The organism is Thermoplasmata archaeon (assembly GCA_038874435.1).
GTDB lineage: Archaea > Thermoplasmatota > Thermoplasmata > Lutacidiplasmatales > SKW197 > SKW197.
The window spans coordinates 1-6250 of record JAVZCK010000043.1 but is presented as its reverse complement, the minus strand read 5'-3'; the positions used below and the strand labels follow the sequence as shown (position 1 = coordinate 6250).

At 38.8% G+C, this 6250-nt stretch carries 5 protein-coding genes; all 5 read left to right on the top strand.

Annotated features, from left to right (window positions below; genetic code table 11):
* Window positions 1–1382: hypothetical protein (locus tag QXD64_08940; GenBank protein ID MEM3397433.1), on the top strand; the 1382-nt coding region annotated here is incomplete at its 5' end.
* The gene (locus QXD64_08935) at window positions 1349–3058 is read left to right on the top strand and encodes a hypothetical protein (protein MEM3397432.1); all 1710 of its coding nucleotides are present in this window, start codon (window positions 1349–1351) and stop codon (window positions 3056–3058) included. The genes QXD64_08940 and QXD64_08935, both read left to right, overlap by 34 nt.
* Before the next feature lie 347 nt (window positions 3059–3405).
* Entirely contained in the window at window positions 3406–3804 is a 399-nt protein-coding gene (locus QXD64_08930) for a hypothetical protein (protein MEM3397431.1), read from the top strand.
* A 4-nt stretch (window positions 3805–3808) separates the two neighbouring features.
* A complete protein-coding gene (locus QXD64_08925; GenBank protein MEM3397430.1) occupies window positions 3809–4672 on the top strand; it encodes a hypothetical protein in 864 nt (287 codons plus the stop codon).
* On the top strand, window positions 4669–6249 hold the full coding sequence (locus QXD64_08920) for a clostripain-related cysteine peptidase (GenBank protein ID MEM3397429.1): 1581 nt from the start codon (window positions 4669–4671) through the stop codon (window positions 6247–6249). The genes QXD64_08925 and QXD64_08920 overlap by 4 nt, the downstream gene beginning before the upstream one ends.
* Window position 6250 lies beyond the last annotated feature (1 nt).

Below are 6250 nucleotides of genomic sequence, written 5' to 3'. Positions count from 1 at the left end.
TGGGACAAAAAGTAATTCCTAACACAACTTATGATTTCAAAGTAACAGTGATAGATGTGGGAATAGAGAAAACTATAGAGAATATAAAAGCCTCAGAAGATTATGATGGGGATGGATTAAGCGATGCGGAAGAGAATGTGGGTTGGGAAGTGCCTGGGATATATTTCTGGGAACCATCTGTTGATCATCTAAGTTTATTTTCGAATGGAGGACGTGTGACAGCGGATCCTGGCAATCAAGATTATGATAATGATGGATGGAATGATAGAGAGGAGAAATCCCACAAAACCAAACCTTCACCGTCAGCACCACCCATGGCTGGTGGGGGACACGGGAAACCTCCTCTGATATGTAGCCTCACAATATCTCCCCTGGACTACGATCCAAATACCTTGCCTTACATTGATGGTGCTGACACAGATGCTGATGGAGTAAAAGATCCAGAGGACTATAAAAAATACAACTGGGCAGGAAACTGGGATTGTAAATTGGTGAGAAGCCCATTGGTAAAGGAGCCAAGGAGACATGCAATAGTTGTTGGTTTAAGTGACCAGTTTGGAGGCACTAGTGCGTCTCCGGCGACAGTCTCAAAATGGAAGGATTTTCTAGAAGGTGTAGGCTGGAGCACTACATTTCTCCTCAACACCGATGCCACAAAAGAAAATGTGAAAAATGCTTTCATGGATGCCATCACATTTCTGGGCTCTAACGATATTTTATCTTTTATCATAGTTTCCCACGGAGCAGAAGATAATGCAAAAAGTGATGGATATATTCAAATATATAATTCACGACTCTACGCAAGTGAGGTGAAGGATTGGCTCTCTACATATAAAGGTTACTTTTTCGGTTTTATCGATGCGTGTAATTCAGGGTATTTCACTAAGATCGCAATTCCAGGGAACATACCATCTAATTCTAACACGAGAATTGTATTAACTAGTGCTAACCTCCATACCTCCACTTTTTATCTTACATACCCAATCTACCATGCATTCAGCTATGCCTTCCTCGTAAAGGGATTGATGCGTGCTGGGAAATCAGACACGCTGCATCCAGATAATCCGAACTATAATTGGGAAAGGATATGGACCAAGAGTAAACCAATAATAGCAACTCCAGTAGTATCTTACTTCTTTTACGTAGATTATGAGTGCGGAAATAGATATCCCGGTGTATACGAAAATGTTGAAGGAGAATATGTGAAACTTTCTCACAATAATGTTCCGTATTACCCGTATCCGCTATGTCAGATTTCTATATCTTCTCTATCTCAACCAAAATATACTTCAGGTTGGGGTGGTGTAGCTGGAATACAGATTGATTATTCTTATTGTGGTTTTTATCTATGGTGGGAAGGAGAAGTGACGAAGGAATGGTGATAATAAAAGTGCACAAAAGGATCTTTTTTTTCTCGGCTTTCCTTTTCATTTTATCACCGAGTTTTTTTGGGATGCTCTCATCAATGGAATGTTCATGTAATGATGTTGTTTGTAATACAAATGAATTGACGGAGAGAGGGCATATCTATATTGATGGCAATAAAAATTTTACAAAGGAGAATGGAGTAGTGAGGGGCAACGGAACGCGTGAGAACCCCTATACAATAGAGAACTATCGTATTGTCCGAAAACAGCAAGAGGAATTCGAGAAAATCCGCGTAGTTAATACCAGCGCATATTTTATCATAAGGAATTGCATCCTAGGAAAGCCAAATGATACACTTTCCCACGCAAAATGTGGAATTTCTTTAGTAAATGTCTCCAATGCAATGATTGAAAATATATCATTAAGTTCTGAAGGCCCGCTCTACTGGGAACATACTACGGGTTTTGTAGGTATATATAAGGGTAAGAACATAACAATCAAAGGATGTCATTTCAGGTGGCCCATTGGATATAAATTGAACAGCACGTACGTTGTAATTGGGATTGGAGGTAATTCTGAAAACATCACGATTATCAACAACGAAGTTGATGGTACAGCAGGTAACTGGATATGTGGGGTTTACTTCGAGAGCGCTGCCGCATCTCTGAAAAATATCCTCTTGCGAAATAATTTATTTATAAACTGTGGACTTGAAATTCATGGATGGTCTCCCTCTTGTACAGGATGGGATATAGACACTACAAATACAGTAGAGGGAAAACCAATTCTCTATGTATGGGATAGGAATAATTTTGTCTTGTACCCTCCGCATGACGGTTGCGGTCAATTGATTGTTACAAACTGTACAAATTTTACAATAATGGGATTTAAGTTTGAGAAAAAGAGTCTATCTCTACTTTCATGTAAAAATGGTAAAATCATAAATAATAATTTTACTAATGTTCCGTTTTATGGAGATACTTCATGTGAGAATACTGAATATAAGTGGAACTGGCTGAATCTTTCAAAACTTTATGGTTTTTATCTAGGTAAAGGATCAGCTTTTCTCTCCAATACAATTATCTATGACGAGAACTGTAGTATTGTGGACTATGAGGGGGGTAACCGAATAATTGGCGACAAAAATTACTGGTCAACATTTAATGCTCCTGATGAAGATAATGATGGAATTGTTGATGTTCCATATGTAATCGTGGGTAATGGAAGAAATCAGACGCTTGATTTACATCCACTTTCCAGATTCGCCTCTCACTTTGATATCTATCATGCACCACCAGCTGAGGTAGTAAGAAGTTTTCCAGTCAATGCTAGTTTTATCGCAACGAGAAATCTTACAAGAATTGTGCTGTGCTACAAATTTGCAGATGAAAATGGCTGGTGTGAGAAATTAATAGATTTAGATGGAAATAAAACAACCTTTGAATTTAATACGACACTATCTTTACGCAAAACAGGAACTCTTGAATATTTTTTCCTTGTTACTGATGAAACCAGAACTACATTGAGTTCACCAAGATATACTGCAATTATCATTATCAGCGAGCAGGATGATAAGGTAATTCCAATATATGAAATAGTTGCAGTGTTGATTACTATTTTTGTGTCTGGTCTTGCTCTCGCACTCCGAAAGAAAACTATTCGAAAAAGGAGAAAATTGAGAGCATACTAAGATGAGACAGGGAAGTATAACAAACTACACAAGAACTCAAACTAAAGTGGTTTTAGGCAAAACAGAATGCTCAGCTAAAGCCTCCGGGGTGCAGAACAAATAAAAAGGTAGAAGTAGATATACCTGCATGAGCCAGAATGATTTCTTTACTTTCCATGGCATCCATTTCAAATATTGGAATAAATCCATAACTTCTGAATTATCTAACCATCTTTGTGAAATCTGCTTTAAAAGAGCGAATATTGTAGGATAAAAAGAGGTTTTATTCTACACCCCAAGAGTGAGGAGAAAAACATAAATTGGGGAATTGCATAAATGAATAGAAAATAAAAAAGAGTGGTGAATGAATGTCTATAGAAAATAAATACTGCAGGAATAATTTTTCGTTTGAGCGCAATGAACCTACTTGGTTGAATGGGAAACAGGGTACACAGAACAACCAGATTGCCCACTACTTTATCTTTACACATGCACCGATTGTGTATGAAAATGGGACGGGGTGCATCCTGCACTACAGAGCAGAGATTATCAATCTCATCAACGCCAACGGAAAGGTTGAGGCCGTGTTCAGTGGGCATACACATGAAGCAAAACAGTATACTAAATATGTGGAATATGATAGTTACGAAGTACCTGGTTATCCGATCACACCAGACACTATGAATATTCCAGACACATTTTATGAGGATATCGTGCCATTTACATGGGCCACTGTTTACATAGTGACTAAAAACTCTACACGATAGGAGAATGGCAGAAATGCAAAAAAGGAGATTGAAAGCGGTGATAGTTGCAATAATAACGATGATAGTGAGTTTGCTACTACTATTACCGTTAACTATTCAGAATAATCTATCTGCAAAGGAAGGATATTCAATTGCTATAGAAAAGGTGAAAAAAGAGTTTCCAACCTATACGAAAATTAACAACGTAGGAGTGGATTTTTATTCTTGGGAAAAAGATAAAGAACCGTGGAAATATTCTTTTAGTCTTATGCTTTCAGATGGAGTGTGTTTTTATTTGGAAGTGTGGGTTTCTCTTGGAAATGTTTATCAGAAACCCCAAGCCAAAATAAAGGAGGCAAAGAAGGTAACACAAATTGTGAATTTTTCTTTAGATGAGAAGTGGAAAATTGACAGTGACGAGGCGTTAGAACTCGCAAAAGAAAATGAAACTGTAAAAAGATTTTATGATACGGCAGGCAGAGGAGATATATTGTATTGGTCTATGTCCCTAGATAGAGGAGACCGGTGGAATCATTCTTGGGAAGATAGGGTTGTGTGGCATGTGGAGATCGAAACTGTAGGCTACACGCTTGCTGAAGGTAGCGGGACATATCTTGAATTTATCTTAGACGCTGCCGACGGAAGCTTGTTAAGGGCAGAATCTCAAGGTTATTTTCGACCGGGATTTTATTTATTCACTCCAAACATAGAGAATCCCTGGTTTATGTGCTGTTTGACTACTACCATATTGTTTGTGGTAATTGTTGCAGTATTCTGGAGGAAGGGTGTAATTCGAAAATGGATAGAGAATAAGCGGAGGGAGATTGAGGAAGAAAGGAGAAAGGCGTATGAGAGAGCGGTAAGAGAATGGGAGGATAAGAAATTATGAAATTGAGATGGGATAAAAGAATATTTAGAATTTTGGAGAAAAGCGCAAGGACAAAACCAACGCCAGCAGCAACTGGTGGTGGAGGAGGCGGTGGACATCCACCTCTAATATGTAGTGTGATGCCAGAACTCACATCTGATGTTGAACCTGTAAAGATAGATGGGAAGGATACGGATGTGGATGGTGTGATTGATAGTATGGACATAAATCCGCTGATGGATGAGTGGGTGAAAATCTCAGTGAAAGAAATAGAAGTCCAGTTTGACGGAGCTTCCAAAAGGAGTTTGGTAGGAAAACAAGGCGTTGTAGGGAGTACACCATCGTACCCATACATAGATGATGGCTGGACATGGAGTGGAGTGGCTTATAACTGGGAAACACTCAAAGCAGAAGTTATATTGGATATAGATGACGCACTACAGAATTGCAAAGTTACATTTGGGATATGGGATGATTATACATACACAAAGAAGTTTGTGTGTACAGACCCCTCTCCATACGAGAACAATAGGCTAATTGAGCTCTGGTATAGTGATAAGGAAAACTACATATGGAGAGGCTTGCCATCTTACATAGATAATCCATTGTGTAAAGATATCCATGTGGATGAAGTTATGGTGGCAGATGGCACTAGTGTAAATGTGCAATCACCGAAAGCAAAAATTGAGTTTAGAATAGCATTTATAGGACAGGATTTGGATGGGGACCTGTTATTAAATTGGGAGGAAGTCAATGTTGGAAGAGATTCATGTAAAAAGGATATAGGAACATGGACTTACTTGGTATATATGGCTGCGGACGATAGTGCACTTGGTGGTGAAAATTATGATGCCATGGATCTTAACGAGATGGAAAATATTGGCTCGTCCTCAACAGTTACAATCCTTGTGTATCATGATGATTATCTGACTCAACAGACGCCAGTGTACTACATTCAGAAGGATAATGATCCAACCAGAGTCTGTTCAAATGTGTTATTCTTAACAGAGGAGAGAAGTACGGGCAACCCCACTACTCTGATAGATTTCATATTGTGGGGAGTTGATCATTTCCCAGCCACTTATTATGCTATTGAGATATGGGGGCATGGAGATGGATGGAAAGGTTGTGCCCCTGATTACACTTCCAATATGGACAATTTATCGCTTGCGGAGTTGAGATTTGCACTCCAGCGAATTACGGAAAGTACAAATGAGAGAGTTTCATTGATGGTTTTTGACGCTTGTTTGATGGGGACAATTGAGGTGGCATGGGAAATTAGGAACTATGTAGACTATATTGTATTTTCTCAAGCTACGGTGCCATCGAGAGGATTCAATTATGCCACAATCTTTTCTGAGCTTCAGAAATTACCAACACCAGATAGGTTGGGTAGTATAATTGTAAACAGCTATGTTTTCAGTTATCGGCCACCGGAAGAGGATATTACTCTTTCGGCGATTCAAGCTAGTGAATCACTAACTTCCCAAGTTTTGAGTAATATGTATTTCCAGCTCATTAAGCAGTTTTCTCGTGGATTTTGTCACTTCATTCACAAAGTTCTGCTCCCCTACGGTCACAACATAAACTTTGGATAAC